The 24,425-nt window shown below is 68.8% G+C and carries 23 protein-coding genes; 6 read left to right on the forward strand and 17 right to left on the reverse strand.

Annotation, left to right across the window (positions count from 1 at the left end; all coding sequences use genetic code 11):
* Positions 1-159: 159 nt before the first annotated feature.
* The 10 genes from AC07RV_RS34895 to AC07RV_RS34940 all read right to left on the reverse strand — a co-directional run bounded on the left by AC07RV_RS34895 (position 160) and on the right by AC07RV_RS34940 (position 12,277).
* The gene (locus AC07RV_RS34895) at positions 160-1,821 is read right to left on the reverse strand and encodes a Na/Pi cotransporter family protein (protein WP_093355764.1); all 1,662 of its coding nucleotides are present in this window, start codon (positions 1,819-1,821) and stop codon (positions 160-162) included.
* Positions 1,822-1,914: 93 nt separating this feature from the next.
* Positions 1,915-2,778, reverse strand: a complete 864-nt coding sequence (locus tag AC07RV_RS34900) for a phosphodiesterase (protein ID WP_093355762.1) — start codon at positions 2,776-2,778, stop codon at positions 1,915-1,917.
* Entirely contained in the window at positions 2,775-3,848 is a 1,074-nt protein-coding gene (locus AC07RV_RS34905; protein ID WP_296777070.1) for an ABC transporter ATP-binding protein, read from the reverse strand. The genes AC07RV_RS34900 and AC07RV_RS34905 overlap by 4 nt, the downstream gene beginning before the upstream one ends.
* The gene (locus AC07RV_RS34910) at positions 3,838-4,638 is read right to left on the reverse strand and encodes an ABC transporter permease (RefSeq protein WP_203204726.1); all 801 of its coding nucleotides are present in this window, start codon (positions 4,636-4,638) and stop codon (positions 3,838-3,840) included. The genes AC07RV_RS34905 and AC07RV_RS34910 overlap by 11 nt, the downstream gene beginning before the upstream one ends.
* Before the next feature lie 7 nt (positions 4,639-4,645).
* The gene (locus AC07RV_RS34915) at positions 4,646-5,497 is read right to left on the reverse strand and encodes an ABC transporter permease (protein WP_296777072.1); all 852 of its coding nucleotides are present in this window, start codon (positions 5,495-5,497) and stop codon (positions 4,646-4,648) included.
* Positions 5,498-5,512: 15 nt separating this feature from the next.
* Positions 5,513-6,526 (reverse strand): ABC transporter substrate-binding protein, encoded by a 1,014-nt coding sequence (locus tag AC07RV_RS34920; protein WP_093355754.1) that lies wholly within the window; start codon positions 6,524-6,526, stop codon positions 5,513-5,515.
* A gap of 52 nt (positions 6,527-6,578) precedes the next feature.
* A complete protein-coding gene (locus AC07RV_RS34925) occupies positions 6,579-7,598 on the reverse strand; it encodes a LacI family DNA-binding transcriptional regulator (RefSeq protein ID WP_208509159.1) in 1,020 nt (339 codons plus the stop codon).
* Between the two features lie 154 nt (positions 7,599-7,752).
* Positions 7,753-8,265: a signal peptidase II gene (gene lspA, locus AC07RV_RS34930; protein WP_296777078.1), complete on the reverse strand. Its 513-nt coding sequence runs from the start codon at positions 8,263-8,265 to the stop codon at positions 7,753-7,755.
* The gene (gene ileS, locus AC07RV_RS34935; protein WP_296777081.1) at positions 8,265-11,117 is read right to left on the reverse strand and encodes an isoleucine--tRNA ligase; all 2,853 of its coding nucleotides are present in this window, start codon (positions 11,115-11,117) and stop codon (positions 8,265-8,267) included. The genes lspA and ileS overlap by 1 nt, the downstream gene beginning before the upstream one ends.
* Before the next feature lie 122 nt (positions 11,118-11,239).
* Entirely contained in the window at positions 11,240-12,277 is a 1,038-nt protein-coding gene (locus AC07RV_RS34940) for a bifunctional riboflavin kinase/FAD synthetase (protein WP_203204731.1), read from the reverse strand.
* Positions 12,278-12,445: 168 nt separating this feature from the next.
* Here AC07RV_RS34940 and AC07RV_RS34945 point away from each other — a divergent pair, with 168 nt between their 5' ends.
* The gene (locus tag AC07RV_RS34945; protein WP_057595044.1) at positions 12,446-13,006 is read left to right on the forward strand and encodes an HNH endonuclease; all 561 of its coding nucleotides are present in this window, start codon (positions 12,446-12,448) and stop codon (positions 13,004-13,006) included.
* Between the two features lie 10 nt (positions 13,007-13,016).
* Here the strand turns inward: AC07RV_RS34945 and AC07RV_RS34950 are convergent, their stop codons facing one another.
* The 4 genes from AC07RV_RS34950 to AC07RV_RS34965 form a co-directional block, all read right to left on the reverse strand.
* Complete coding sequence (locus tag AC07RV_RS34950; RefSeq protein WP_296777085.1) at positions 13,017-13,802, reverse strand: enoyl-CoA hydratase; 786 nt, start codon at positions 13,800-13,802, stop codon at positions 13,017-13,019.
* Between the two features lie 17 nt (positions 13,803-13,819).
* A complete protein-coding gene (locus AC07RV_RS34955; protein WP_296777088.1) occupies positions 13,820-15,199 on the reverse strand; it encodes an alpha/beta fold hydrolase in 1,380 nt (459 codons plus the stop codon).
* Positions 15,200-15,298: 99 nt separating this feature from the next.
* The gene (locus AC07RV_RS34960) at positions 15,299-16,414 is read right to left on the reverse strand and encodes an acyl-CoA dehydrogenase family protein (RefSeq protein WP_208509155.1); all 1,116 of its coding nucleotides are present in this window, start codon (positions 16,412-16,414) and stop codon (positions 15,299-15,301) included.
* 12 nt (positions 16,415-16,426) lie between these two features.
* Positions 16,427-17,608: an acyl-CoA dehydrogenase family protein gene (locus AC07RV_RS34965; RefSeq protein WP_208509154.1), complete on the reverse strand. Its 1,182-nt coding sequence runs from the start codon at positions 17,606-17,608 to the stop codon at positions 16,427-16,429.
* Between the two features lie 186 nt (positions 17,609-17,794).
* Between AC07RV_RS34965 and purN the strand changes: the two genes are divergently transcribed.
* Positions 17,795-18,391, forward strand: a complete 597-nt coding sequence (gene purN, locus AC07RV_RS34970; RefSeq protein WP_296777092.1) for a phosphoribosylglycinamide formyltransferase — start codon at positions 17,795-17,797, stop codon at positions 18,389-18,391.
* Between the two features lie 37 nt (positions 18,392-18,428).
* Positions 18,429-18,743 (forward strand): I78 family peptidase inhibitor, encoded by a 315-nt coding sequence (locus AC07RV_RS34975; RefSeq protein WP_093355727.1) that lies wholly within the window; start codon positions 18,429-18,431, stop codon positions 18,741-18,743.
* Positions 18,744-18,808: 65 nt separating this feature from the next.
* Here AC07RV_RS34975 and AC07RV_RS34980 read toward each other — a convergent pair whose 3' ends face one another.
* Positions 18,809-19,048: a DUF1653 domain-containing protein gene (locus tag AC07RV_RS34980; protein WP_296777098.1), complete on the reverse strand. Its 240-nt coding sequence runs from the start codon at positions 19,046-19,048 to the stop codon at positions 18,809-18,811.
* Between the two features lie 70 nt (positions 19,049-19,118).
* Between AC07RV_RS34980 and AC07RV_RS34985 the strand changes: the two genes are divergently transcribed.
* From AC07RV_RS34985 to AC07RV_RS34995, 3 genes are all read left to right on the forward strand, one after another.
* Entirely contained in the window at positions 19,119-20,972 is a 1,854-nt protein-coding gene (locus AC07RV_RS34985; protein WP_296777101.1) for a M48 family metallopeptidase, read from the forward strand.
* 28 nt (positions 20,973-21,000) lie between these two features.
* Positions 21,001-22,272: an RsmB/NOP family class I SAM-dependent RNA methyltransferase gene (locus AC07RV_RS34990; RefSeq protein ID WP_296777104.1), complete on the forward strand. Its 1,272-nt coding sequence runs from the start codon at positions 21,001-21,003 to the stop codon at positions 22,270-22,272.
* A gap of 133 nt (positions 22,273-22,405) precedes the next feature.
* Positions 22,406-23,620, forward strand: coding sequence for a DesA family fatty acid desaturase (locus AC07RV_RS34995; RefSeq protein WP_093355718.1), 1,215 nt, complete (start codon positions 22,406-22,408; stop codon positions 23,618-23,620).
* A 202-nt stretch (positions 23,621-23,822) separates the two neighbouring features.
* Here the strand turns inward: AC07RV_RS34995 and rpmG are convergent, their stop codons facing one another.
* Together rpmG and rpmB are read right to left on the reverse strand one after the other, a co-directional pair.
* Positions 23,823-23,996, reverse strand: coding sequence for a 50S ribosomal protein L33 (rpmG, locus tag AC07RV_RS35000; RefSeq protein ID WP_007830291.1), 174 nt, complete (start codon positions 23,994-23,996; stop codon positions 23,823-23,825).
* Between the two features lie 11 nt (positions 23,997-24,007).
* Entirely contained in the window at positions 24,008-24,241 is a 234-nt protein-coding gene (gene rpmB / locus AC07RV_RS35005; protein ID WP_028251282.1) for a 50S ribosomal protein L28, read from the reverse strand.
* Positions 24,242-24,425 lie beyond the last annotated feature (184 nt).

Consider the following 24,425-nt stretch of genomic DNA (forward strand, 5'->3'; position numbering starts at 1 on the left):
GCGGACCCCCGCTTTCTCCGAGCACCGCAGGTTGCCCGTAGCGAAGCGGAGGGACACAGACAGCGGGGTCGCCTTCTCTTTGGTTACTTTCTCTTGGTGAGACAAGAGAAAGTGACTCGCCCGCCGGGGCGAGACCCGGCCAACAGCCTCAACAAAAACTCACCCTTCGATCTTCCCAAGACGAGACTCTTTCAACCGAGAAGGCGCCAACGCCCCAGCCGACTCCAAGATCGGATAAGCAATAGAACAGATATGCGAATTGATCCGCTTCAAATCACTGATCAGATCGATGTGCAATGAACTCGTCTCGATGCTCAACGTCGTCCGATCCGACAACCGATCCAGGTGCGTCGTCGCATAAGCCCGCTCCAGATCCCGAAACCGAGCCTTCTCCTCGAGCAGCTTCTGCGCATCCCGAACATTCCCGTTCAGGAACACGCTCATCGACAGCCGCAGATTCGCCACCAGCCGCCCGTGCAGCTCGACGATCTCCGCCATGCCGGCCTCCGAGAAATTGCGCTGCGGCTTGATCTTCTTGTCCTCCACGTCCTGGATCACCCGCTCGATGATGTCCCCGATCTGCTCCATGTTGATCGTGAAGCTGATGATGTCGGTCCAGCGCCGGCTCTCCTCCTCGCCGAGGGCCTCGCGCGAGATGCGCGTCATGTAGTACTTGATCGCCGAATAGAGCTCGTCCACCGTGTCGTCGAGCTGGCGCAGCTCCTGCGCGAGCTTGAGGTCGTTGCGACGGATCACGTCGAGCACGCCGATCAGCATCGTCTCCACGATGTCGGCCTGGTGCAGCGCCTCGCGCGCGGCATTGGAGATCGCGAGCGTGGGTGTCGACAGCGCCGAGGGATCGAGGTGGTGCGGCCGCAGCGAGGCGGTCGAGGGCGCGGGCTCGGGCAGCATGCGCGTCACCAGGTTCGCGACCATCTGCGTGAGGCCGATGAAGCCGACGCTGATGACGATATTGAAGGCCAGGTGGAACAGCACCACGCCGTGCGTGGGCGTGGGCAATTGCGGCTGCACGTGGCGGATCCACAGCCCGACGAAGGGCGCGACGATCGCCACGCCCAGGGCCTTGAACAGCAGGTTGCCGATGGTCACCTGCCGCACCGGAATCGCCGACTTGGCGGTGGTCAGCACCGCGAGCAGGCCGCTGCCGAGGTTGGCGCCGAGCACCAGGCCGAGCGCGACGTCCAGCGGCACCACGTTCGAATTGGCCATGGTCGCCACCAGCAGCACCACCGCGAGGCTCGAATAGGCCACGATCGCCAGCACGGCGCCGATCGTGATCTCGAGCAGCACGTCGCTGCTGATCGAGGCCAGCAGGGCGCGCACGGCGGCCGAGGAGAACAGCGGCTCGGTGGCTTCGACCACCAGCTGGAGGGCCAGGAGCATCAGGCCCAGGCCGATGAAGACGCGGCCCACGCGCCCGGCGACCGTGGCCGAGCGGGTGATGAACAGCACCACGCCCACGAAGATGAACATCGGCGAGAGCCAGGACAGGTCGGCCGAGAACAGCACCGAGATCAGCGCCGTGCCGACGTCGGCGCCGCGCATCACGGCCAGCGCCGCGGGCAGCGTGACCAGGCCCTGGCCGACGAAGGAGGAGGTCATCAGCGAGGTGGCGGTGCTCGATTGCACCAGGGCCGTGACGCCGATGCCCGAGAGGGCGGCCGTGAATCGGTTGCGCATGCTCTGCACGAGGATCTTGCGCAGGTTGGCGCCGAACACGCGAAGAACGCCGGTGCGCACGAGGTGCGTGCCCCACACCAGCAGGGCGACGGCCGCCAGCAGGTTCAGAAGATGCTTCATGGGTGTCGGGCTTGATCCTTTCTTTTCGTTCTGATTCGGTTTTGCGTCGACCCCCCATTCTCCACATGTGGCCGGTGCAGGCCAGCCAGGGCCCTAGTCGATCAACGCGCCGTTGTCGTGGAACGGGTACGGCCCCTCGAAATGCCCGGAAGCCGCGAGGTGCGTGACCAGCCGGCCGGCCGCGGCCGACCAGGCATGCACGCGGAAGCCCGGGGGCTCGAGCGTCCAGGCCGAGGCCGCGTCGGGCGCGAGGTCGAGGCAGACCTGGTGCGCGGGCGCGGGCGCGGTCGAGGCCAGGGTGCCGCCGAAGCGCACGTCGATGGCGCGGTGCAGGTGGCCGCAGATCACGCGTTCCACATTGGGATGACGCGCGATCAGGGCCTCGAGTTCCGCCGCGCCCTCGAGCAGGCCGATCTCGTCCATGTGGCCGATCAGGGTCTGGAATGGCGGATGGTGCATCGCGACCACCACCGGCTCGCGCCGGCTCTCGCCGAGCCGGGCCTCGAGCCAGGCCAGCCGCTTCTCGCACAGCGCGCCATGGCTGGCGCCGGGCACCACGGTGTCGAGCGCGATCAGCCGCAGCGCGCCGACGCGCAGCGTGTACTGCACGAAGCCGTCGCAGTCGCCGCCGTCGCCGAGGTAGGCGTGGCCGGGGAAGCTGCGGCGCAGCTGGTCGCGGTCGTCGTGGTTGCCGGGCATCAGGTGGAAGGGGATGCCCCGCGCCTCGAGCGGTGCCAGCAGGCGCGCGAGGTGTTCGTACTCGGCGGCACGGCCGAAGTCGGTGAGGTCGCCGGTGATCACCACCGCATCGGGCGCCTGCCGCAGCGCCAGCACCGACTGCACCGCGCGCTCGAGGTAGGGCGCGGTGTCGATGCGGCCATAGGCCAGCCGGCCCGGCTCGCGGATGTGCAGGTCGGTGAGCTGGACCAGGAAGGTGTCGTGGGTCGTCGTCGTCATGCGCGGGTGTCCTGCGGGCTCATCAATCGGTCGGGGTGGATGCGAAGGGCGACGGCATCGCCGATGCCGTAGGGCGTGTCGCGCGCGGTGTCGGCCAGGAGCATCTGCGGCTGGTCGGCCACGCGCAGCTGCAGCTGCACGCGGTCGCCGAGGAAGGTGCGGCGCTCGACCGTGGCCGTGCCCCAGCCGGGGCGCGCGGGCTGCGCGGGGCCGACCTCGATGTCCTCGGGGCGCACCAGCAGCAGCGCGCGGTCGCGCCAGGCGCCGGGGCAGGGCAGGGCACTGCCGCCGAGCCGCACGACATCGTCGCGCAGCGCCTCGGGCGTGCGCTGCAGCCGGTTCACGCGGCCGAGGAATTCGGCCACGAAGGGATGGGCGGGCGCGCGGTAGAGGTCCTCGCCGCGCCCCACCTGCACGATGCGCCCGGCCTGCATCACGGCGAGCCGGTCGGCGATGGCCAGCGCCTCCTGCTGGTCGTGCGTGACGTGCACGGCGGTGATGTGCAGCCGCCGCAGCAGCTCGGCGAGCTCGTCGCGCAGCGACTCCTTGAGCTTGGCATCGAGCGCGGCCAGCGGCTCGTCGAGCAGCAGCACGCGCGGGCGCACCGCCACGGCGCGCGCGAGCGCCACGCGCTGGCGCTGGCCGCCCGAGAGCTCGGCCGGGCGCTTGTTCTCGAGGCCGCCCAGGCGCACCAGGTCGACCAGCTCGCCGACGGCGCGCTTCTCCTCGGCCGGCGCCACGCCGCGGATGCGCAGGCCATAGCCGATGTTGGCCGCCACCGTCATCTGCGGGAACAGCGCGTAGCTCTGGAACACCATGCCCACGCCGCGCTGCTCGACCGGGCGCTGCGTCACGTCCTGGCCGCCGAAGGCGATGCGGCTGCCGGCGTCGGGCGTTTCCAGGCCCGCGATCAGCCGCAGCAGCGTGGTCTTGCCGCAGCCCGAGGGGCCGAGCAGCGCCAGCACCTCGCCGGCCTCCACCTGGAGGTCGGTGGGCTGCAGGCCGCGCGTGCCGTCGGCGTAGGTCTTGGCGCAGTGGGCGATGTCGATGGGGACGCGTTCAAGTTCCATGGCGTTTCTGGATCAGGTGGGCGAGGTACTGGAGGCCCCACAGCACGGGGAGGATGACGGCGAAGAAGACCAGCGTGTAGGCCGAGCCGATCTCGATGCGCATCGAGGCGTAGCTGTCGGCCAGGCCCACGGGCAGCGTGCGCGTGAGCGGGGTGTGCAGCATCCAGGTGAGGTTGAACTCGCCCACCGAGAGCGTGAACACCATCAGGCTGCCGGCCACGATGGCGGGGAACACGGCCGGCACCAGGATGCCCATGAAGCGCTGGCGGAAGCTCGCGCCCAGCGTGCGCGCGGCCTCCTCGAGCGCGAGCAGCTCGTGGCGCTGGAAGGCCGAGCTCACGGTGCGCACCATGAAGGGCAGCGTGAACACGACGTGGCCGACCAGGATGAAGGCGAAGCTCTGGCGGAAGGCCGTGAGCTGGCCGTAGGCGAGGATCAGCGCGAGCGCGGTCGCCAGCCCCGGCACCGCGACCGGCAGGGTCAGCAGTTCCTCGAAGACGTGGGCCGCGCGCGAGCGGCTGCGCGCCAGCGCATAGGCGCAGGGCACGCCGAGCAGCACGGTGCAGGCGACGCAGGCCGCGGCCAGCGCGAGCGACCAGCCGACGGTGCCGCCGTAGTTCTCCCACACCTCGCCGAGCCAGCGCAGGGTGAGGCCGCTCTTCAGGCCGGTGCTGTAGTTGTTGACCAGGCCGGCCATCACCGACAGCAGCATCGGCGCGATCATGAACAGGCTCACGACCAGCGTGATCGCGAGCAGGAAGGGGGCCTGGGGCCGGGTGTTCGTTCGCATGAAGGCCTCAGCGCGCGACGGGGCTCGCGCCGAAGCGGCGCGCGGCGAACAGCACCAGCCAGGTCACGAGGCCGAGCGCGATCGACAGCGAGGCCGCGAGCGCGAAGTTCGCGTAGTTGGTGAACTCGTTGTAGATGGTGATCGGGATCACCTCGAACTTGCTCGCGAGCGTGAAGGCGGTGCCGAAGGCGCCCATCGAGGTCGCGAACAGGATCGCGCCGCAGGCCAGGGTGGTGGGCGCGAGTTCGGGCATCCACACGTCGCGCGCCACGCGCAGCCGCGAGGCGCCGAGCGAGCGCGCGGCTTCCTCGAGCTGCAGGTTCATGGCCTCGGCCGCGGCCGCGTAGGTGGCGATGGCGCGCGGCAGCGAGAAATACAGGTAGGCCAGGAACAGCCCGAGCAGGCCGTAGGCGAAGGTGATGCGCTCGCCGATCAGCGCGTCGCTCAGGCTGGCCACCACGCCCTGGCGGCCGCCGAGCAGGATCACGAAGAAGCCGATGATCACGCCCGGAAAGGACAGCGGCAGCGTGAGCAGCGACAGCAGCACGCGCCGGCCCCAGAAGGCATGGCGCGCGAGGTAGATGCCCACGGCCGCGCCGAGCACCAGCGTGGCCAGCGTGACCGCCGCCGACAGCAGCACGGTGTTGGCCATGCTCTGCAGGTAGCGCGCGTCGGTCAGCACGGCGAAGTAGGTGGCCCAGCCCTTGTCGGCGGGCAGCGCGAGCAGCCGCACCACCGGCAGCAGCCAGAAGGCCGCGAAGAAGGCGGCCGCGGGCAGGGCGCAGGCCAGCAGCCGCCAGCGCGGGGTCCAGGCGCCGGAGGCGCCGTCCGAAGGCATCGTGGCGGTGGCCTGCGTCATCTCATGCGGTGCGGCTCAGCGCACTTCCTTCAGGTACTCGTCGGAGAAGGCGCGCTGCGCCGCAGCCATGCGGCCATAGTCCACGCTCTTGGCGCGCGCGTAGTCGCTCGCGGGCAGGAACTGGGCCTCGATCTCCTTGGGCATCGCGCCGGCGCGCACCGGGCGCAGGTAGGCCTTGGCCCAGATCGCCTGGCCCTCGTCGGACAGCGTGAAGTCCAGCACCTTCTTGGCGTCGGCCGCGTGCGGCGCCTTGGCCACCAGGCTCATCACGTAGGGCACGGCCAGCGTGCCTTCGCTCGGGATCACGAAGGCGACGTTGGCCTTGTCCTTGTACTTCGCGCGGTAGGCGTTGAAGTCGTAGTCGAGCAGGATCGCGATCTCGCCCGAGAGCACGCGCGCGTACGAGGTCTGCTTGGGCACGATCGGCTCGTTCTTCTGCAGCGCCTTGAAGTAGTCGATCGCCGGCTTGAAGTTGTCGAGCGTGCCGCCGCGCGCCTCGTTCACTGCGACCGCGCCGACGTAGCCGACGAAGGCCGAGGCCGGGTCGAGGTAGCCGATCAGGCCCTTGTACTCGGGCTTGAGCAGGTCGGCCCACGACTTGGGGACCGGCTTGCCCTTGAGCGCGTCGACGTTGACCATGAAGCCCAGCGTGCCCGAGTGGATGGTGAACCAGTTGCCCGCGGGGTCCTTGAGGCCGTCGGGGATGTCCTTCCAGGCGGCCGGCTTGTAGGGCTCGACCAGGCCGTCCTTGGCGGCCTGCACCGCGAAGGTCACGCCGAGGTAGGTGACGTCGGCCACCGGGCTGGCCTTCTCGGCCGCCATCTGCGCGAGCGACTGGCCCGAGTTCTTGTTGTCGGGCGGCACGGTGATGCCGGTCTTGGCCTTGATGGCCTTCAGCTGGGTGCCCCAGTCGGCCCATTCGGTCGGGCAGTTGTAGCAGATGGCGGTCTGCGCGAAGGCGGCGCTGCCGCCGACGAGCGCGGCGGCGAGCAGGCCGAGGCGCGCGATGTGGCGCAAGGAAGAGGACATGGGAGAAGCTCCTGTGGCGGGGTGGGTTGAAGCGGTCGGGAGAAAAGGGGCGTCAGGCGATGTCGCCCGGGTCGCCGTCGGGCGCGGCGGCGCACGATTCGCCGTCGCGGAACACGTGGGGCAGCAGCAGGCTGGCATCGGCGTCGAGCGCGCCGCCGCCGGCCATGGCCTGGATCAGCAGCTCGACGCCATGGCGGCCGATGTCGCTGTTGGGCTGCGCGATGGTGCTGAGCGCGGGCGTGAGGTCCTCGCCGAGCGCGATGCCGTCGAAGCCGATCACGCTGAGGTCGGCGGGCACGGCCAGGCCGCTGCGGTGCGCGGCGCGGATGCTGCGGATGGCCAGCAGGTCGTTCGAGCAGACCAGCGCGCTGGGCCGGTGGCGCAGCTGCAGCAGCCGCGCGAGCCGGTCGACCGCGCTCTCGACGAAGGGCACCTCGACCAGCGGTTGCGGCTTGAGGCCCGCATCGGCCATGCCCTTCTGGTAGCCGCGGTAGCGCTGCTGGGCGCGGTCGGAGGCCGCCAGCGTGCCGCTGACCATCGCGATGCGCCGGTGGCCCAGCAGCACCAGCCGCGCCACCGCGTCGGCGACGGCGGCCTCGTTGTCGACCGTGACGCAGGGATGCGCGGGATGGCGGTTGTAGGCCAGCACGTAGGGCACGCGCTGGGCGCGCAGCCGCTCGAGCGCCTTCGAGGTCGAGGGGTTGGAGACCACGAGGATCAGCCCGTCGACATTGCCGGCCAGGAGCATGTGGACCGCGCGCTCCTCCTCGTCGAGCTTGTAGCCGGTGGTGACCGGGATGATCGCGTAGCCGCCGGCCACGGCCGCCTGCGCGATGCCCTGCAGGCATTCGGCGAAGGTGGGGTTGAGCAGCGTGGGCAGCACCACGCCGAGCACGCGGCTGCGCTGGGTGCGCAGGGTGCGGGCGCTGGCATTTGGCAGGTAGTTCAGCTCGCGCGCCGCGCGCTCGACCAGGTCGCGCGTGGCGCCGCTGACCTTGTCGGGGAAATTGAAGACGCGCGAGACGGTGGCGACGGAAACGCCGGCCTTGGCCGCGACTGCTTGGATGCTCATCGGTGGGTGCTATGTAATCGATTACATTGGACCGCGGCAGTATGACCCCGCCATGACAGCGCGGGATCGATGAAAACCCGTGCGCCCGAATGCGCGAAGGGCGCGCCGGGAATCCCGGCGCGCCCTTCGAGGGAGCAAAAAAGACGGTGGGCCGCTACTTGCCGCGCCGCACCCTTCGGATCTCGTCGAGGATCAGGCAGATCGCGCCGAGCGTGATCGCGCTGTCGGCCGCGTTGAAGGCCGGGAAGTACCAGCCGCCCGCGTGGAAGCTCAGGAAGTCCACCACGTAGCCGTGCATCATCCGGTCGACCACGTTGCCGATGGCGCCGCCCAGGATGCAGGCCATGGAGAACGAGAACAGCTTCTGGCCCGCGTGCGACTTCAGCATCCAGACGATGAACACGGCCGCCGCCACGCCGATGCCGGTGAACAGCCAGCGCTGCCAGCCCGAATGGTCGGCCAGGAACGAGAAGGCCGCGCCCGTGTTGTGCGCGCGCACGACGTTGAAGAAGCTGGTGACGTAGGTGGCGTCGCCGAGCTTGTAGTAGCCGAGGATCAGCGTCTTGGTGAACTGGTCGATGATCACGATGATCAGTGCCAGCGCGAGCCAGGGCCAGATGCCGGTGCCGCGCGAGCGCGAGGCCGAGACGGTGCGGGTGGCGGCCATCAGGCGAAGCTCCTCGATTCGCCGGCGCCGAACAGGTTGCTGGTGCAGCGGCCGCAGATCGTCGGATGGGCCGGATCGTGGCCCACGTCCTCGCGGTAGTGCCAGCAGCGTTCGCATTTCTGCGCCGTGCTCGGCACGACCGCCGTGGCCAGCGCCTCGCCCGCGGCCAGCTCGATCGCCGAGGCGATGAAGACGAACTTCAGGTCCTCGCCGAGCGAACCCAGCAACGCGAAGTCCTCGGCCGGCGCCGTCACGCGCAGGTTGGCCTGCAGCGAGGAGCCGACCTTGCCGTCGGCGCGCACCGTTTCGATCTCCTTGTTGACCGCGTCGCGGATCTCGCGGATGCGGCTCCACTTGGCGAGCAGCGCTTCGTCGGGCGCGTCGAAACGGCTGTAGGTCTGGGTGAAGATCGAGTCGCCGGCCTGGCCGGTGCCGACGAACTTCCAGGCCTCCTCGGCCGTGAAGCTCAGGAACGGCGCCATCCAGCGCAGCATCGCCTGCGCGATGTGCCACAGCGCGGTCTGCGCACTGCGGCGCGCGCGCGAGCCGGGCGCGGTCGTGTAGAGGCGGTCCTTCAGGATGTCGAGGTAGAAGCCGCCGAGGTCTTCCGAGCAGTAGATCTGCAGCTTGGCGACCACCGGGTGGAACTCGTACACCTTGTAGTGCGCGAGGATCTCGTCCTGGAACTGCGCGGCGCGCGCGAGCGCGTAGCGGTCGATCTCGAACAGCTCCGACAGGGGCAGCGCGTCCTTCGAGACATCGAAGTCGCTGGTGTTGGCCAGCAGGAAGCGCAGCGTGTTGCGGATGCGGCGGTAGGCGTCGACCACGCGCGCGAGGATCTTGTCGTCGCCCGCGATGTCGCCCGAATAGTCGCTCGCGGCCACCCACAGGCGGATGATCTCCGAGCCCAGCTTGTTGCTGATCTCCTGCGGATCGATGCCGTTCTTGAGCGACTTGCTCATCTTGATGCCCTTGGCATCGACGGTGAAGCCGTGCGTGAGCAGGCCCTTGTAGGGCGCGCGGTCTTCGAGCGCGCAGGCCAGCAGCAGCGACGAGTGGAACCAGCCGCGATGCTGGTCGTGCCCTTCGAGGTAGAGGTCGGCCTCGGGGCCGGTTTCGTGGTGCACCGTGGGGTGCGTGCCGCGCAGCACGTGATAGAAGGTCGAGCCCGAGTCGAACCACACCTCGAGGATGTCGGTGCTCTTGGTGTAGCTCGGCGCGTCTTCGTCGCCGAGGATCTCTTCCACCGTCACGCGGCTCCAGGCCTCGATGCCGCCCTTCTCGACGATGTCGGCGGCCTGGTCGAGGATCTCCATCGTGCGCGGATGCAGCTCGCCCGAATCCTTGTGCAGGAAGAAGGGGATCGGCACGCCCCAGCTGCGCTGGCGGCTGATGCACCAGTCGGGTCGGCCGGCGATCATGTCGTGCAGGCGGGCCTTGCCGTTCTCCGGATAGAAGCTGGTCTGCTCGATCGCGTCGAGCGCGGTCTGGCGCAGCGTCTTGGGCGCCTTGTCCTTGGTGAACACGCCCTCGCCCTCGTCCATGCGGATGAACCACTGGGCCGCGGCGCGGTAGATCACCGGCGTCTTGTGGCGCCAGCAATGCGGGTAGCTGTGGCTGATGGTCTCGGTGGTCAGCAGGCGGTTGGCATCGCGCAGCGCGGCGATGATCACCGGCACGGCCTTCCAGATGTTCTGGCCGCCGAACAGCGGGAAATCGGGCGCGTAGCTGCCGTTGCCCTGCACCGGGTTCAGGATGTCGTCGTAGGCCACGCCATGGGCGACGCAGGAGTTGAAGTCGTCCAGGCCGTAGGCGGGCGAGGAGTGGACCAGGCCGGTGCCGTCGGTGGCGGTGGCGTAATCGGCCAGGTAGATCGGCGACAGGCGGCGGTAGCCCGCGTCCACGTCGTACAGCGGATGCTCGAACTCGAGCCCGCCGAGCGCCTCGCCCTTGACGGTGGCGATCACCTTGCCGTCGAGCGCATAGCGCGTCATGCACATCTCGACCAGCGAGGCGGCCAGGATCAGCAGGCCGCGCTCGGTGTCGACCAGCGCGTACTCGAGCTCGGGGTTGAGGTTGATCGCCTGGTTGGCCGGGATGGTCCAGGCGGTGGTGGTCCAGATGACGGCGAAGACGTCGCCCAGCGCATCGGGCCGGCCGAAGGCGGCGAGCACCTTCTCGCGCTCGTGCGCCTTGAAGGCCACGTCGATGGTCTGGCTCTTCTTGTCGGCGTACTCGATCTCGAACTCGGCCAGCGAGGAGCCGCAGTCGAAGCACCAGTAGACCGGCTTCAGGCCGCGGTAGACGAAGCCGCGCTCGATCACGCGCTTGAACGCGCGCAGTTCGCCGGCCTCGTTGGCGAAGTCCATGGTCTTGTAGGGATGGTCCCATTCGCCGAGCACGCCCAGGCGCTGGAAGTCGGCCATCTGCTGAGCGATCTGCTCGGTGGCGTAGGCGCGGCTCTTGGCCTGCATCTCGTCGCGGCTCAGGTTGCGGCCGAACTGCTTCTCGATGGCGTTCTCGATCGGCAGGCCGTGGCAGTCCCAGCCCGGCACGTAGAGCGCGTCGTAGCCCTCGAGCTGGCGCGCCTTGGTGATCATGTCCTTCAAGATCTTGTTCACCGCGTGGCCCATGTGGATCTGGCCGTTGGCATAGGGCGGGCCGTCGTGCAGGATGAACTTGGGCGCGCCGCGGCGGGCCAGGCGCAGGCGGTGGTAGGTGCCGTGCTCGGCGTCGTTCCATTCCTTGACCCAGCCCGGTTCGCGCTTGGGCAGGTCGCCGCGCATCGGGAAGGGGGTGTCGGGCAGGTTCAGCGTGGAACGGTAATCGGTGGGGGCAGCAGCGTCAGACATGTTGGGGGTGCGAAACAGTGGGCTTCGACAGGCTCAGCCCGAACGGCACAAAGGGCGTCGGTGCGGAAGAAAAGCCGTTCGCCCTGAGCTTGTCGAAGGGCGGCAGCACGGAGCGTGCAGGGCTAAATTCGATCGCGCGTGGTCTGGCGGTGGGTTTCTGCGTGGGTGGATGCAAAGAAGGCACGCGCGTCGCGTCCATCCTTCGCGATGCCCGCGGTGAGGGCTTCGAGGCTGGTGTAGCGCAATTCGTCGTGCAATTTGTGCAGCAGTTCCACGCGCACGATTTTACCGTAGGCCCCTTCGGCGCCCAGGTGAGAGGGCCACTCGAGGCAATGGGTCTCGAGCAGGACCCGGCCGGCATTGACGTCGTTCGGGTCCAGCGAGGGCCGCACGCCGAGGTTGGCGACGCCGGGCAGCGGCCGCTCGGACAGGCCATGCACCAGCACCACGAAGATGCCGCTGGCCGCCGGTTTCCAGTGCTTGAAGCGCAGGTTGAGGGTGCGGAAGCCGTCGTCCTGCCCCGGTGCCGAGGCGCCGAGCGCGCGGCCCAGCTTGCGCCCGTGCACCACGTGGCCCGAGATGGCGTAGGGCCGGCCCAGCAGGGTCTGGGCGTCGGCCATGCGGCCTTCGGCCAGCGCCTCGCGCACGGCCGAGCTCGACACGCGCAGGCCGTGCACCTCGTAGCTGTTCATGCGCGCGACGTCGAAACCGCGCGCATCGCCGGCCGCGTCGAGCATCGCGTAGTCGCCGGCCCGCCGGGCGCCGAAGCGGAAGTCGTCGCCCACCAGCACGTAGCGCGCGCCCAGGCCGTCGACCAGCACGTTCTGGATGAATTCCTCGGGCGACTGCGAGGCGAGCCGGGCATCGAAGGGCAGCACCACCGTCTGCGCGACGCCGCAGGCGGCCAACTCGCCGAGCTTGTCGCGCAGCGTGCCGATGCGCGCCGGCGCGAGTTCGGGCTTCTTCGCGAGCGCGGCGAAATAGTCGCGCGGATGGGGCTCGAAGGTCAGCACGCAGCTCGGCAGGCCGCGCTGCCGCGCCTCCGTCTGCAGGAGCGCCAGCATGGCCTGGTGGCCGCGGTGGACGCCGTCGAAATTGCCGATGGTCAAGGCGCAGGCCGGAGCCACGCCCGGGTGCCGGAAGCCGCGGAAAACCTGCATGGGTGAATATCTTTTTGATAGCGCCTGTCGCCCGCCGAATGGGCTCATCAGGCCGTTTTGTCACAAAGCCGGTATATTGTGACGCAGTGCGCCGATCCGCGAGGTCGCCGACGCGCTCCGTGTCCCGGGTCTCTCCGTGTTTCTTTCGTTCTGTCGAGGAGGCGTGTGGTGAAGGTCTTGAAGCTGTCGGCCCAAGGGCTGCCCCAGTCGTGGATTTCGCTCGAACAGGCGGTGATCCACTATGCAGCGGACGAAGTCCGCTGGGAGGCTGGCGGCCAGGTGGCCCTGTTCCGCGGCGGCCACAACGCGATGACGGGCGAGCAGTCGCAGATTGCCGTCAACAGCATCATCGGCACCAAGGGCGTGCCGCGCATCAACCCCTTCACCCAGCGTCCGGGCCTCACCAACAGCAAGCTGTTCGCGCGCGACCGCAACGTCTGCGCCTACTGCGGCGGCCACTTCCATGAAGACGAGCTGACCCGCGAGCACATCATTCCGTTCGCGCAGCGCGGCATCGACACCTGGATGAACGTGGTCACGGCCTGCAAGCCCTGCAACCACCGCAAGAGCAGCCGCACCCCCGAGCAGGCCAACATGCCGCTCTTGTACGCGCCCTACGTGCCCAGCCTCTGGGAGGACTTCATCCTGCGCAACCGCCGCATCCTGGCGGACCAGATGGAATTCCTGATGGCGCACCTGCCGCAGAGTTCGCGGCTGCACGACAGCTAGCTGGCCGGGTTCAGGCCTTCCAGGCCGGCGGGCGCTTCTCGATGAAGGCCTGCACGCCTTCCAGCGCACTCGCATCCATCATGTTGCAGGCCATGGTCTGGCTGGCGTCCGCCAGCGCCGGTGCGATGCCCGTCTCGAGCTGCCGGTAGAACAGCGCCTTGCCGAGCGCCAGCGCGGTGCGCGGCTTGGCGACGATGCTGGCCAGCAGCGCCTCGAGCGCGGCATCGAGCTGGTCCGGTGGCGCCACACGGTTGACCAGGCCCTTCTCGCGCGCCTCCTCGGCGCCGATGAATTCGCCGGTGACGAGCATCTCGAAGGCCTCCTTGCGGCCCAGGTTGCGCGACAGCGTGACGCTCGGCGTGGCGCAGAACAGCCCGACGTTGACGCCGCTGACCGCGAAGCGCGCCTCGCTCGAGGCCACGGCGAGGTCGCACACCGCCACCAGCTGGCAGCCCGCGGCGGTCGCGATGCCGTGCACGCGCGCGATGACGGGCACCGGCAGCCGCTGCAGCGACAGCATCATTTCGCCGCAGCGCGCGAACAGGTGCTGGTAGTAGTCGAGCGCGGGCGCGGCGCGCATTTCCTTCAGGTCGTGGCCGGCGCAGAAGGCCTTGCCGGCACCCGCGATCACGACGGCACGCACCGTGTCGTCGGCCGCGATGCCGGCGATGGCCGTTTCGAGGGCGCCTAGCATGCCCTCGGACAGCGCATTGAACGCGCCCGGACGGTTGAGCGTGAGCGTGACCACGCCGCGGGCGTCGCGGGCCTCGAGCACGAAGGGGGAGCTGTCGTTCATCGCATGCCGCCTTTTCTTCAGTGGGTCAGTTCCAGCACCGTGACATGGCCCTTGACCGCGGGCCAGGTGAGCCCCGTGAGGCGCTCGCCATTGAACTCGCCCGTGACCGCGCGCTGCGGCTCGGAACCCGTCTCGCGCAAGCGCGAGCTCGACACGCCGGCCCCCTTGGGCGGCACCCCTGCCGGCGGGCTCTTGCCGTCGAAGCGCATGGTGTCGCGCTGCGCGTCGAAATAGCCGCGCGGCCGCGTGAAGACGGCGACCACGTTGGCGCTGCCGTCGGCCGGCACGATCGGGTCGAGCCGCAGGTTCACGAGGCTGCTGCCGCGCGGGAACGGGCTGCGGTAGACGTGGGTGACGCTGGCCTGGGTATCGAGCACGAATTCGTAGGCCGCGTCGGTGCGTGCGCTGAACGGGCCCCAGCGGCCGTCGGCACCGACGGTCTTGCGGTGCACGGGCTCGCCGAGCCGCTGGCCGGTGGCCGGATCGACCGCGTAGACCAGCACTTGCGCGCCGGCCAGCGACTGGTTCTCCGCGCCGATCGCGCGGCCGTCGAGCACCACGTTGGCCTCGCGCGCGATCTCCGGGCTGCGCGGCGCCTCGCCGGTGAGGAACTGCCAGGTCGCCGCGAAGGCCGCGGGCGAGAACGATGTTTCGCGGTGATCCACGCGCGGCAGCACCGTGTTGGTCGCGCCCTTGAGCGCCGGGCCGTCGAAGCCGATGTTCGTCGGCTTGCCGGGCGAGCCGATCCACAGGCCGTCGGGCTGGGCGTACTTGTCGTTGTTGTCCGAGCGCAGCGTGAGCCACTTCACGCCGGGCGTCACCTCGTCGCCGTTCGGGCCCTTGGGCGCGTTGAGCTGCCGCATGAAGGGCGACAGCCCCGAGAACTCGTTGTTCTCGCGCAGGCCCGGCACGGCCCAGATGCCGTGCGCCGGGTTGCCGCCGAGCACCACGTGGCTGGTGACGGCCGCGCCGCCGCCGTTCTGCACGTAGTTGCGGATGGTGTTGCCGCCGCGCGAGTTGCCGATCAGCACCACCCTGGCCGCGCCGGTGGCGCGCAGCACCTGCTCGACCCGGTCCTTGAGGAAGGCGGCCGATTCCGCCGTGGAACTGCGCCCGGGCTGAGCCACGCCATCGTCGTCGCGCGCCAGCGGCAGGGGCTGGTCGAAGGCGAACAGCCGCTCGCGCGGCCAGCCGTTCGACTCGAAGCGCCAGAGCGTGGTCTGCCACAGCGCGGCCGAGTCGCCGTTGCCGTGCACGAAGACGATGGGCGGGCGGTCGGCGAGCGAGGGCATGGCGGTCGGCGCATTGGCGCAGGCGGTCAACAGGAGGGCGGGGGACGCGAGCAGCCCGGCGAGGACCGGCGGCGCGCCGAGGAGGAGGGTGCGGCGGGATGGCATGGTCGGTCTTCGTGGTTGCGTTGCGGCGGCCGTTCCGAATGAAAAAACGCCCGCCGGCGCGAAGGCGGGCGGGCGTTGGATGCTAAGAGAAAAGCACCGTCAGGCGAAGACGCCGGCCGTGTCCTGCATGCGCGCCGACACCTCGCCCAGGTGGTGGAAGCTGTCGCCGAAGCTCATCTCGAGCTGCGTGAGCTTGCGGAAGTAGTGGCTGCCGATGTATTCGTCGGTCACGCCGATGCCGCCGTGCAGCTGCACCGAGTTCTGGCCCACGAAGCGCATCGACACGCCGAGCTGGTACTTGGCGCGCGCCAGCGCCTGGCGCCGTTCGGCCGCGGGGGCGTTGAGCTTGAGCGTGGCGTAGTAGCTCATCGAGCGCGCGAGCTCGAGCTGCATCTTCATGTCGGCGACGCGGTGGCGCAGCGCCTGGAAGCTCGAGATCACCACGCCGAACTGCTTGCGCTGGTTCATGTAGTCGACCGTCACGTCCACCGTCTTGTCGAGCACGCCCACCGCTTCGGCGCAGGTGGCGGCGATGCCGACGTCGACCGCGTACTCGAGGGCCGCGAGGCCGTCGGCCGTGACCAGCGTGGCGTCGGCCTTGTCGAACACCACCTCGGCGGCGCGGCTGCCGTCCTGCGTGCCGTAGCCGCGCGCTTCCACGCCGCTGGCACTGCGCTCGACCAGGAACAGGGCGATCTTGCCGTCGGCCTGGGCCGGCACGAGGTAGGCATCGGCCTGGTCGCCGATGGCCACCAGGCTCTTGGCGCCGGTCAGGCTCCAGCCCTCGCCGGCCTTGACGGCCTTGGCTTCGCAGACGTCGAGGCGATAGCGCGCCTTGCGCTCCTGGTAGGCCAGCACCACGATGGCCTCGCCACCCGCGATGCGCGGCAGCCAGGCCTTCTTGAGCGCGTCGCCCGCGTAGCCGCCGAGCACGGCGCCGGCGATCAGCGTCTGCGCGAAGGGCTCGAGCACGATGCCGCGGCCCAGCTCTTCCATCACGACCATGCCGGCCACCGGGCCCATGCCCAGGCCGCCGTCGTCCTCGGAAATGTAGAGGCCGCCGAGGCCGAGCTCGGCCAGCTCGTCCCAGGCTTCGCGCGAGAAGCCGCCCTTGGCCTCGATGCCGCGGCGGCGCTCGAAGTCATAGCCCTTGTCGACCCATTTGCGGACGGCGTCGCGCAGTTGTTCCTGGTCGTCGGTGAAATTGAAATCCATGTCTTTGTCTCCTCAGCCCAGCACCGTCTGCGCGACGATGTTGCGTTGCACTTCGTTCGAGCCACCGTAGATGGTGGTCTTGCGCATGTTGAAGAAGGTCGACGACAGCGGCGCGAGCGCCGGGTTGCCGCCCGGGAAGTTGCCCTGCCAGCCGGCGGCCATGGCTTCGCGGATCAGCGGCAGCGCATAGGGGCCGCCCGCGAGCATCATCAGTTCGCTGTAGCGCTGCTGGATCTCGCTGCCGCGGATCTTGAGCAGGCCGGCCACGTCGAGCGAGTTCTTGCCCGAGGTCGCGGCCGAGAGCACGCGCAGCACCATCATCTCGAGCGCGACGATATCGACCTCGAGCTTGGCGATCTCGTCGCGGAAGCGGGCGTCGTCGTACACGCCCTCGGTCTTCGCGATGCGCTTGAGGCGCTCGAGCTCGCGCTTGGCGCGGTTGACGTCGGCGATGTTGGTGCGCTCGTGCGAGAGCAGGTGCTTGGCGTAGGTCCAGCCCTTGTTCTCCTCGCCGATCAGGTTCTCGGCCGGCACTTCGACGTTGTCGAAGAACACCTCGTTGACTTCATGGCCGCCGTCGAGCAGCTTGATCGGGCGCACGGTGACGCCGGGCGACTTCATGTCGAGCAGCAGGAAGCTGATGCCGGTCTGGGGCTTGCCCTCGCTGCTGGTGCGCACGAGGTTGAACATCCAGTCGCCGTACTGGCCGAGCGTGGTCCAGGTCTTCTGGCCGTTGACGATGTACTTGTCGCCCTGGCGTTCGGCCTTGGTCTTGAGCGAGGCGAGGTCGGAGCCCGAGCCCGGTTCGCTGTAGCCCTGGCTCCACCAGACCTCGCCGCTGGCGATGCCGGGCAGGAAGCGCTTCTGCTGCTCGGGGTTGCCGAAGGCCATGATGACCGGGGCCACCATCACCGGGCCGAAGGGCACGATGCGCGGCGCGCCGGCCAGCGCGGTTTCTTCCTCGAACAGGTGGCGCTGCACGGCGGTCCAGCCGGGACCGCCGAATTCCTTGGGCCAGCCGTAGCCCAGCCAGCCCTTCTTGCCGAGGATCTTGGCCCAGGTCTGCATATCGTCGCGCGTGAGTTCCAGCGCGTTGTGGACCTTGGTGGAGATTTCCTTGGGAAGGTTTTCTTTGACCCATGCGCGAATCTCTTCGCGGAACTGCTGTTCTTCGGGCGTGAAGCTCAAATCCATGCGTGCCTCGCTGTGTTGATCGTCGGTGCACCGCAGACGCGGCGTGTCTCCGGAGCCACGAGTTTTAGCACGGTCGTGCTGCAAATCGCTGTCCGCGCGGCGACAAGTCTGGGTGCGCGGACCTCGCGCGGCAAGGGGGAGGGCGGGAAAAGGGCGCTTTCACGGGCACGGATAATCCCGCCTCCCATGAAGAACATCGTGATCCTGATCTCCGGCGGCGGCTCCAACATGGAGGCCATCGTGCGCGCCGCGGCGCGCGACCGCTGGGCCGAACGTTTCGGTGCCCGCGTCGCCGCCGTCGTCAGCAACAAGGCGGAGGCGGGCGGCCTGGCGCTGGCCCGGGCGCAGGGCATCGCGACCGCGGTGGTGCCGCACAAGGATTTCGCGAGCCGCGAAGCTTTCGACCAGGCGCTTGCCGTGGCGGTCGACGCGCATGCGCCGGCACTGGTGGTGCTCGCGGGCTTCATGCGCATCCTCACGCCCGGCTTCGTCGAGCGCTATGCCGGGCGGCTGGTGAACATCCATCCCTCGCTGCTGCCGGCCTTCCCGGGCCTGCACACCCACCAGCGCGCGATCGACGCGGGCTGCAAGGTGGCGGGCGTCACGGTGCACCAGGTCACGACCGAGCTCGACCATGGCCCGATCCTGGCGCAGGCCGTGGTGCCGGTGCTGCCCGACGACACGGCGGCGACGCTCGCCGGCCGGGTGCTCGCCCAGGAGCACCAGTTGTATCCACGCGCCATCGCCCAGTGGCTGACGGATACATTGGGACACAATCCTTAAAGAACTTGTTTATATTCGCGGGTTTTCGGGAGTCGCAGTGAAAACGCAATCGCTACTGTCCACGATCGCCGGTGCCGCCCTGATGGCAGGCTGCGCCGCTCCGGCCCCGCCGCCGCCCGCCGCACCGGCGCCGCCGCCCGCCCCGGTGTTCCAGTGCGGTGCCGACGGTGCCCGCTTCGCCGTGGGTCAGCAGCTCACGCCTCAACTAGAAGCCGCCGCCAGGGTGCGCGCGGGCGCCGGCACGGTGCGCGTGCTCAAGCCCGGCGACGCCGCGACCACCGAGCTCGATGGCGGGCGCCTCAACCTCGACGTCGATGCGCGCAACCGGGTGACGGACGTCCGCTGCGGCTGAGCGGTTCGGCCCGATTTCCCGAACGGACGGCGAACCGGCGACGCAGGATGAGCGCCGATGCCCGTTCAGCCGTCGATCCGCGCGAAGCGCGGCTGCAGCCGGCCGTCGATGTCCACGGTTTCCTCGAACATCGCGGCCGGGCGCACCCACAGGCCGCGGGCGCCGTAGAGCGCGCGGTAGAGCGTCATCGGTTCCAGGGTCTCGCTGTGGCGCACGGTTTCCAGCACCTCGTATTCCCCGCCCTTGTAGTGGCGGTAGCGGCCCGGAGGGGTCTGGATCAGGGGCGGCAGGTCGTCGTCGGTCACGGAGTCGTTTCTTTCTTTGTCAGGAGTCGGGGCCGCCGGCAGGCATGCCGGGGCCGGCGGAAGTACCGGAATGGATCGCGCTGATTTTGTCCATCTCGTCCGGCTGAGCGAGCATGCCAGTGCGGAGGACAGCGCGCGCTACCGCCGCGGCGTGGCGGCGTTCGCGGCGCTGGGCTATCTCTGGGTGCTGGCCTGCCTCGGGCTGGCGATGGGGCTGATCGTCTGGGTCGCCGTGTCGCTGGGCGACGGGCGCTTCAGCGTGTCGCGCGGCTGGCTGCTGCTGTTTGGCCTGGGCCTGCTGTGGGCCACGGTGCGCGCGCTGTGGGTGCGCTTCGACGAGCCAGACGGCCTGGAGCTCTCGCGCGAGGACGCGCCCCAGCTGTTCGAGGCGCTCGACCGCATCCGCAGCAAGATCAAGGGGCCGCCGGTCCATCGCGTCTACCTCGACGACGACTTCAACGCCAGCATCCGCCAGGTGCCGCGCTTCGGGCTCTTCGGCGGCGCGGTCAATTCGCTGAGCATCGGGCTGCCGCTGCTGATGATGCTCGACCGGCGGCGGCTGCTGTCGGTGCTCGCGCACGAGTACGGCCACCTGCGCGGCAACCACGGCAAGCTCAGCGCCTGGATCTACCGCACGCGGCTGTCGTGGCTCAAGCTCGACGCCAACCTGCAGCGCAACGAAGGCGTGATGGCGATCGTCTCGCAGGCCTTCTTCCGCTGGTACTTCCCGCGCTTCGCGGCCAAGACCTTCGCGCTCGCGCGGCAGGACGAGTACGAGGCCGACCGCATCTCGGGCCGGCTGCTCGGCACCTCGGTGGCAGCCGCGGCGCTGACCGAGATCTCGATCAAGGCCAACTGGTACGCCAACGAGTTCTGGCCCTGGCACTGGGCCCGGGCCGAACGCGAACCGCTGCCGCCGGGGCCCTTCGCGGGGCTGCGCGAGTGCGCCGCGACGCCACCGGGACCCGAGTTCGCGCGCCAGGCGCTGCGCGAGGCGATGCGCCGCGTCAGCGACCTGGAAGACACCCATCCGGTGCTGCGCGACCGGCTCGAGGCGCTGCGCCAGAAGGCGACGGTGCCGGCCTGGTCGAAGCGGCCGGCGCTCGAGATGCTGGTCGACGGCCCGCGCTGGATCGCGCACTTCGACGCCCAGTGGCGCCAGGCCCATGCCGCCGACTGGAAGCAGCACCACGCGCACCGCTCGCGCATCCGCGAGCGCATCGCCGTGCTGGCGGCGCGCGGCGAGCGCAACACGCCCGACGAGTGGGTCGAATGGGCCGACGCCGAGCGCCGCCTCGACACCTCGGCGCCGGTGCGCGAGCGCTACGAGCGCGCGCTGCGGATCGCGCCCGAGCACCCGGGCGCCTTGCGCGGCCTGGCGCAGATGATCCCGTCGACCGAGCGCGAGACCCGGCTCGCGGTGCTGGAGCGCTTGCACGAAGCGGGCGCCGCGAGCCGCTGGTGGGCCGCCCGCAATGCGGTGGCGGTGCTCGAGAACCCCGACGCCGGTCCGCACGACGAGGCCGGCCTCAAGCACTGGCGCGGCCGCCTGAAGGAGGCCGAGGAGGCCGAGGCGCGCGCCTGGGAGGAACTGACCGAGACGCCGAGCTTCAGCCAGATCGGCCGGCACGACCTCAACGAGCACGAGCTCGACGAACTGCGGGCCGACCTCGTGCGCAACCTGCCGGTGTCGCGCGCGTGGCTGGTGCGCAAGAACCTGCGCGAGTTTCCGTGGCGGCGCGCCTTCGTCGTCTTCGTCGAGTTGCCGGGCCTGGACGACGAGGAGCGCTGGCAGCTGTGCCGACAGCTCGAGCAGACCCTGAGCCTGCCCGGCGTGGCGCTGGTGCTCTGGGCCGGGCATTCGCCGACGCTGGAGGACATCGAGCGGCAGGCTTTCGGGGCGGTCTGGACGCGCGGAGCCTGAGGCGGGCGGCGGCTGAGACAATCGGGGCATGCACCCCAAAGCCCTGTTGGACGCCACCGCCGATCTGGTCGGCCTGGTCCTGAAATTCGATCACCCCGCCGACCAGGTGGTTTCGCGCTTCTTTCGCGACCACCGCGAGTTCGGTCCGCGCGAGCGCGCCACCCTGGCCGAGACGGTCTACACCGTGCTGCGCAAGAAACTGCTGTTCGATCACCTCTCGCCCTCGGGCAGCGGCCCGAAGGAACGCCGGATGGCGATCCTGGGCTTCCACGGCCCGCGCGACTTCCTCAAGAGCGCGCTCAACGACACCGAGAAGCGCTGGCTCGACAACTGCGACGCGGTCAGCGAGGCCGACCTGCTCGAACGCCATCGCCACAACCTGCCCGAATGGCTGGTGGCGCCGCTCAAGAGCCAGCTCGGTGACGGCTTCTGGCCGCTGGTCCAGAGCCTGCAGCAGCCGGCGCCGCTCGACCTGCGCGTCAATTCCCTGCATGACAAGCGGGCCGACGTGAAGGCGGAGCTTGCCAAGGCTGCTATCAAATCGGAAGCAACGCCGTATTCGCCCTGGGGCCTGCGCCTCGAAGGCAAGCCCGCGCTGACCAAGCTCGACGCCTTCGTGCGTGGCGCCATCGAAGTGCAGGATGAGGGCTCGCAACTGCTGGCGCTGCTGCTGGACGCCAAGCGCGGCGAGATGGTGGTCGATTTCTGCGCGGGCGCCGGCGGCAAGACGCTGGCGATCGGCGCGGGCATGCGCAACACCGGGCGGCTGTATGCCTTCGACACCTCGGCGCACCGCCTCGACGCGCTCAAGCCCCGGCTGGCGCGCAGCAAGCTCTCGAACGTGCATCCGGCCGCGATCGCGCACGAGCGCGACGACCGGGTGAAGCGGCTCGCGGGCAAGATCGACCGGGTCTTGGTCGATGCGCCGTGCTCGGGGCTCGGGACGCTGCGGCGCAATCCGGACCTGAAATGGCGCCAATCGGCCAAGTCGGTGGAAGAACTGACCGTGAAGCAGGCGGCGATCCTGCAGAGTGCGGCCCGGCTCGTGAAGTCGGGCGGGCGGCTGGTCTACGCCACCTGCAGCGTGCTGCCCGAGGAAAACGAGGCCATCGCGGAGGCTTTCGGCGCCGCGAATCCCGATTTCGTGCCCGTGGACGCGGCGGAACTGCTGCAGGGCCTCAAGGTGGAGCAGGGCGACAGCCTGGTCGCGGGCGGCCCTGACGGACGGCGCTACCTGCGCCTGTGGCCCCATCTGCATGCCACCGACGGTTTCTTTGCGGCCGTGTGGAACCGCAAATAGGTATGGGGCTCCAAAGTTAGGGTAAATCTGCGCAAACCATGGGGTGAAAGGTGAGTGATTCCTGACCCCCGGCCCTAAAATTGCGAGTTACCTGGAAGCCGCACCTTCGTGCGGTTATGGAGTACCTGACTCAATGTTGCTTCCTGACTCCGCCATCCTGAGCGCGGCCATCGACTGGCTCGGAAACGGCCTGTGGGATCTCACCTGGTGGCAGATCGTGCTGTACACGCTCGTCACCACGCACATCACGATCGCCGCCGTGACGATCTTTCTGCACCGGACGCAAACGCACCGGGCGATGGACCTCGGTCCGATCCCGTCGCATTTCTTCCGCTTCTGGCTCTGGCTCGGCACCGGCATGGTGACGAAGGAGTGGGTCGCGATCCACCGCAAGCACCACGCCAAGTGCGAGAGCGAGGAAGATCCGCACAGCCCGCAGGTCAAGGGCATCGAGGAAGTGCTCTGGCGCGGCGCCGAGCTCTACCGCGCGGAGTCGAAGAACAAGGAAACGATGGAGCGCTACGGTCACGGCACGCCCGACGACTGGATCGAGCGCAACCTGTATTCGCGCTACAGCTGGCAGGGCGTGGGCCTGATGCTGGTGATCAACCTGGCGCTGTTCGGCACGCTCGGCATGGCCGTGTGGGCGGTCCAGATGCTGTGGATCCCGATCACCGCCGCCGGCATCATCAACGGCATCGGCCACTACTGGGGCTACCGCAACTTCGAGGCGCCCGACGCCAGCCGCAACATCATGCCGTGGGGCCTGATCATCGGTGGCGAGGAGCTGCACAACAACCACCACACCTACCCGACCTCGGCCAAGTTCTCGGTCAAGAAGTACGAGTTCGACATCGGCTGGATCTACATCCAGATGATGCAGAAGATCGGCTGGGCCAAGGTCAAGAAGGTGCCGCCGAAGATGCAGATCGGCGACATCCAGCCCGTGGCCAACGAGAAGACGCTCGAGGCCGTCATCGCCAACCGCTACGAAGTGATGGCCGGCTATGCGCGCGAAATGCGCCGTGCCACGCAAGAGGAAATCGCCGCGCTCAAGAGCAAGGGTGCCGACCTCTCGGTGCTCAAGGCCGCCAAGCGCTGGATGCACCGCGACGACGACAAGGTGCCTGCATCGGCCCGCTCGCACGTGGTGCAGGCCCGTGCCGCCCACCCGGTGCTCGACAAGATGGCGACCATGCGCGAAGAGCTGCGCCAGCTCTGGCTCAACACCTCGCATTCGCGCGAGCAGCTGGCGGCCGATCTGGCGGCCTGGTGCCATCGCGCGGAAGCCAGCGGCATCGCGGGCCTGCGCGAGTTCTCGACGCGGCTGCGCTCGGCGCGCGCCTGACCTCCGCCGGGGCCTTGGCCCCTGTCAAAAAGCCGGCCCGATGGCCGGCTTTTTTGTGCCCGACGTTTCCGTGGGGAAGGAATGTGGAGGGCCCGTCAGATGGCTGGCTCGTCCCGGTAATTCGCTCCGCGGGCGAAATTCAGGGCAAATAAAAAAGCCCGCGGCTTGCGCTGCGGGCTTTTTAGAAAGAATTCAGACTGAATTACTTCAGCTTGATTTCCTTGTATTCGACGTGCTTGCGTGCCTTCGGGTCGAACTTCATGATCGACATCTTTTCAGGCATCGTCTTCTTGTTCTTGCTGGTCGTGTAGAAGTGGCCGGTACCCGCGGTGGATTCCAGCTTGATCTTTTCGCGTCCGCCTTTGCTCGTTGCCATGATTCAGCTCCTTAAGCTTGGCCGCGTGCGCGCAGGTCTGCGAGCACGGCGTCGATGCCGTTCTTGTCGATCAGGCGCAGGGCAGCGCTCGAAACACGCAGGCGAACCCAGCGGTTTTCCGTTTCGACCCAGAAACGACGGTATTGCAGGTTCGGCAGGAACCGGCGCTTGGTTTTGTTGTTGGCGTGGGAAACGTTGTTTCCCACCATCGGGCCCTTGCCCGTGACTTCACATACGCGTGCCATGAGGACACTCTTTCTTGAACAGCTGGCACCGGCTCGACAGCAGTGGCCGAGGGTGTTTTGCAGCTTGACCTCGCCAGAAACGGGTGGCGGTACCCCGGATTGCCGCTGAGCCCACCCTTCATGGAAAGGAGGCGCGATTTCGGCAAAGCCTCGGATTATAGCCCTTTTGGCGGCCCGGCAGCAA

This window comes from Variovorax sp. GW821-FHT09B01, assembly GCF_059418345.1.

Coding starts and splice junctions, on each gene's coding strand:
- AC07RV_RS34895 (WP_093355764.1), bottom strand. CDS start 1,821: ATGAAGCATCTTCTGAACCTGCTGGCGGCCGTCGCCCTGCTGGTGTGG.
- AC07RV_RS34900 (WP_093355762.1), bottom strand. CDS start 2,778: ATGACGACGACGACCCACGACACCTTCCTGGTCCAGCTCACCGACCTG.
- AC07RV_RS34905 (WP_296777070.1), bottom strand. CDS start 3,848: ATGGAACTTGAACGCGTCCCCATCGACATCGCCCACTGCGCCAAGACC.
- AC07RV_RS34910 (WP_203204726.1), bottom strand. CDS start 4,638: ATGCGAACGAACACCCGGCCCCAGGCCCCCTTCCTGCTCGCGATCACG.
- AC07RV_RS34915 (WP_296777072.1), bottom strand. CDS start 5,497: ATGACGCAGGCCACCGCCACGATGCCTTCGGACGGCGCCTCCGGCGCC.
- AC07RV_RS34920 (WP_093355754.1), bottom strand. CDS start 6,526: ATGTCCTCTTCCTTGCGCCACATCGCGCGCCTCGGCCTGCTCGCCGCC.
- AC07RV_RS34925 (WP_208509159.1), bottom strand. CDS start 7,598: ATGAGCATCCAAGCAGTCGCGGCCAAGGCCGGCGTTTCCGTCGCCACC.
- lspA (WP_296777078.1), bottom strand. CDS start 8,265: ATGGCCGCCACCCGCACCGTCTCGGCCTCGCGCTCGCGCGGCACCGGC.
- ileS (WP_296777081.1), bottom strand. CDS start 11,117: ATGTCTGACGCTGCTGCCCCCACCGATTACCGTTCCACGCTGAACCTG.
- AC07RV_RS34940 (WP_203204731.1), bottom strand. CDS start 12,277: ATGCAGGTTTTCCGCGGCTTCCGGCACCCGGGCGTGGCTCCGGCCTGC.
- AC07RV_RS34950 (WP_296777085.1), bottom strand. CDS start 13,802: ATGAACGACAGCTCCCCCTTCGTGCTCGAGGCCCGCGACGCCCGCGGC.
- AC07RV_RS34955 (WP_296777088.1), bottom strand. CDS start 15,199: ATGCCATCCCGCCGCACCCTCCTCCTCGGCGCGCCGCCGGTCCTCGCC.
- AC07RV_RS34960 (WP_208509155.1), bottom strand. CDS start 16,414: ATGGATTTCAATTTCACCGACGACCAGGAACAACTGCGCGACGCCGTC.
- AC07RV_RS34965 (WP_208509154.1), bottom strand. CDS start 17,608: ATGGATTTGAGCTTCACGCCCGAAGAACAGCAGTTCCGCGAAGAGATT.
- purN (WP_296777092.1), top strand. CDS start 17,795: ATGAAGAACATCGTGATCCTGATCTCCGGCGGCGGCTCCAACATGGAG.
- AC07RV_RS34985 (WP_296777101.1), top strand. CDS start 19,119: ATGGATCGCGCTGATTTTGTCCATCTCGTCCGGCTGAGCGAGCATGCC.
- AC07RV_RS34990 (WP_296777104.1), top strand. CDS start 21,001: ATGCACCCCAAAGCCCTGTTGGACGCCACCGCCGATCTGGTCGGCCTG.
- AC07RV_RS34995 (WP_093355718.1), top strand. CDS start 22,406: ATGTTGCTTCCTGACTCCGCCATCCTGAGCGCGGCCATCGACTGGCTC.
- rpmG (WP_007830291.1), bottom strand. CDS start 23,996: ATGGCAACGAGCAAAGGCGGACGCGAAAAGATCAAGCTGGAATCCACC.
- rpmB (WP_028251282.1), bottom strand. CDS start 24,241: ATGGCACGCGTATGTGAAGTCACGGGCAAGGGCCCGATGGTGGGAAAC.